Genomic DNA, 3034 nt, shown 5'->3' with positions numbered 1-3034 from the left:
TCCCGCTCTTCCGCACTGGCGACGTCGACGCCTTGCCCATCGAGCACGCAGACATCGACTGGCCGCAGTTGCGCTCACTCGCACCCGGCCAGAAGCCCCCCTCGCCGACCGCGCAAAGAACGCTTGATTTTTCGGCCGGGGTGGTGTATCGGCGGGCGACTTCACCGCCGATACACCCGGCCGAAAAATGTTCGACAAATCACGTAAGCCCCCTGGGAGGCTTGGGTATTCTTCGCCAGCGACATTGATTTCCAAACCGACGGCCGCAATCACTCGCTCTCCGGGGACACCATATTCCACTCGAGCCGCGGTAGCAACTACATCTCATCCCAGTTCTAATGGGCGGCCGTCCGGAAAACACTGACCGCTCAACCCCTCAGTCGCTTTACCTTGACCGCCGCTGGCGGCATCTTCATATTGTGTACCTTGAAGGCGCTGGGACTTTCGTCGGGGCTGGCTTTTCTGAGCCAGTGCGGCTACCATTGTGACTGAAGAGGGGCAGATTCTGGCGAGAAGACCGATAGTGGTTTCGTTTGCTCGAGGTTGGCTTCACTGAAGCGTTCATCCCGTTGAGGGCTGGCCGGGCCTTTGAGCAAGCCGTCAAACCGAATCTAGACCGCTGTCGTCGGCTGTGCGATTGGCCTCAACCGCGCATCAGCCGCATAAAATCCCCGATGAGAGCCGGGGTGATGCCGGGCATGGCTCGGTAAATGCTGTCGCCCCTTGAGCCGGCAGTCCCGCAGGATCTTCCAGTTCTTCACTCGCGATAGGGTGTGTTCCACCCCGGACCCGTGTCGGCGTTCTGCGCTTCCTGGGGTGGGGTGAGGTTGCGTCTGACGTGGCCGCGGTTTGCAGTACGGGATGAGCAGGCCGGTGCCTCGCCCCCACGCTCAGCCAAACGCACAACCGCCCCACCAGTTACGGTACAACCTCGAGCACTCGAAACCTCCCGCTCAGCACTCACGGAACAGGCTTAATGTCATTTCGCGAAATTTCAGGACGCGGGACGAACCTCTTCTGCGGTTAACATCAAATTAAGTTACTGATTATTGCAACGAAAAGGGAATTTCTGTGGAGCCAGAAAAACGACAGGTTGCTGTAGTACTTGGAACCAGACCAGAGATCATCAAGCTTTCCCATCTAATCCGGATCCTCGGAGAGCGAGCTTTAGTGATCTATACAGGGCAACATTATACCGAGTCGCTCTCCAATAGATTCTTCGATGATTTCGGGCTACCCCTGCCGGATATTCGCCTTAAGGGGGTCGGAGGGTCATCAAGGGGGAACCAAATTGGGATTTCGACGTTGCGCCTGACGAAAATTTTGGAGAACCGGCGACCTGGCGCCCTGGTTGTGCAAGGGGACACCAATAGCACTTCGGCCGGGGCTCAAGCGGCGAGCTATTGTGGGATTTCTTTAATTCATGTGGAAGCTGGACTTCGGTCCTTTGATCGAAGAATGCCCGAGGAAATTAACCGTAGAGTCGTTGATGTGCTAGCCGACGTGCACTGCGCGGCGACAAAGGCTAACGCCTCCAACTTGCTCAACGAGGGCTACTCTTCCAGTACTATTAGGATCACGGGTAATACTATTGTGGAAGCAACGCTAGGTTCAATTCCCGATCGACAGAGATCGCTAAAATGTTTATCAAAGTATGGAGTTGAAGACAATAATTACATTCTGGCCACCATTCACCGACCCGAGAACACTGACACCCCAGGGAGGTTACGAATGGTCCTGGAAAGTTTATCTAATTTACCGTTGCCAGTCTTGCTTCCCTTGCACCCCCGAACTAGCCAACTTGCCAAACAATTCAATCTAAGTGATTACCTCTCTTGGATTGAAGTAATCACCCCGGTCGGCCATGCCGAACTCCTTGGGCTGGCGCGCCATGCTGCCTTATTGGTATCCGATTCGGGCGGTCTGCAAGAAGAGTGCACTGTTTTGAAGAAGCCGCTTCTTGTAGTGAGGGACAGCAGTGAGCGGCCGGAATCCATCTGGGCTGGCTTCTCCCGGCTGGTTTCCCCGGGAGAAGAACTTCGTCTTGAAGCTGTAAAAATTTTATCTGATCGGACACTCGCTGATAGATTGGCGAATCAGCCTTCCCCTTACGGTGACGGAAAGGCAAGTCAGCATGTTGCCGAGATTGCGTGCCATATCGCAGACGGGCAACATCCAGACACCGTTGCGCCTCACCTAGCGCCGGAGCCCTGTGTGCTGGAGGGTGCAAGGACTGGAATCCTTGCACGACCAAAATAAAACTTTGCATTTCCTGGCCTAGCCTCGATCTTTCGTGACGGTCCGTCGGTTTCTTCGGCGGGCCGTTTCGGTTGTTCGGGCTGGTGGCGGTCGGGCTGATGGCCCGGCTGTCGCGTCGGGTGGGCGCCGGGTTCCACGGCTCCGGTCGGGTGGTGATGCTCGCGGGGACGGGAACGTGCTGGTCAGCCGGGGTTCGGGAGAGTTTCGAGTCGTGTCAGGGCGTCGGTGATCACGTCGGTCCAGGGCCAGTGGCGTGCGAACCTCAGGTGCCGGCGGCGGGCGGTGGTGATGATCTGGGCAGCAGCGGAGAAGAGGCGGAGCCGGAGGCGGCGGGGCTCCCACCTGCGGGTTTCGCCCAGCAGGGCGAGCATGGGCATCCATGCGAGGAGGTCGAGGGCGAGCTGGACGATCTCCAGCCAGATCTGGTTCTGCGCGGTGTCGTGCAGGGGCAGGTTGCGCAGGCCGGTGGCCCGCGCGGCCCGGATGCGGTCCTCGGCTCGGGCCCGTCGGCGGTGCCGCAGTTCCAGTGCCGCGATCGGCATGTCGGTGGTATTGGTGGCGAAGCAGGTCAGCCGAAGTCCGTCGGCGTCGGTGATCCGCAACTGGGCTCCGGGACGGGGCCGTTCCTTGCGAATGATCAGCCGCATTCCCTTCGGCCAGCCCTTGAGGCAGTCGCCGGCGATCTCGGCGAGCCAGGCCCCGTCCCGGATCGCGCCGCCGGGCTCGATCGCCGCCGTCCAGGCCGCGGCGGGGACTTTGAGTGCAGCCTGGTGAA

2 protein-coding genes and 2 pseudogenes are annotated in these 3034 nt (G+C 59.0%); 2 read left to right on the top strand and 2 right to left on the bottom strand.

From position 1 onward, the window contains the following. Positions 1-248: pseudogene (locus tag ACZ53N_RS36975) on the top strand (hypothetical protein); the annotation flags it as partial. A gap of 395 nt (positions 249-643) precedes the next feature. Here the strand turns inward: ACZ53N_RS36975 and ACZ53N_RS36970 are convergent. Then, positions 644-881, bottom strand: a pseudogene (locus ACZ53N_RS36970) (hypothetical protein); the annotation flags it as partial. Between the two features lie 190 nt (positions 882-1071). Between ACZ53N_RS36970 and wecB the strand changes: the two are divergent. Continuing rightward, positions 1072-2259 carry a non-hydrolyzing UDP-N-acetylglucosamine 2-epimerase gene (gene wecB / locus ACZ53N_RS36965; RefSeq protein WP_469145085.1) on the top strand — a complete coding sequence of 396 codons (1188 nt, stop codon included), beginning with the start codon at positions 1072-1074 and terminating at the stop codon, positions 2257-2259. A gap of 182 nt (positions 2260-2441) precedes the next feature. Here the strand turns inward: wecB and ACZ53N_RS36960 are convergent. Next, on the bottom strand, positions 2442-3034 hold a 593-nt coding region (locus ACZ53N_RS36960), incomplete at its 5' end, for a transposase (RefSeq protein ID WP_469145084.1).

The organism is Streptomyces sp. NPDC033229 (assembly GCF_055576875.1).
The sequence above is the reverse complement of the archived record's forward strand: the minus strand, read 5'-3'. Positions and strand labels throughout refer to the sequence as shown.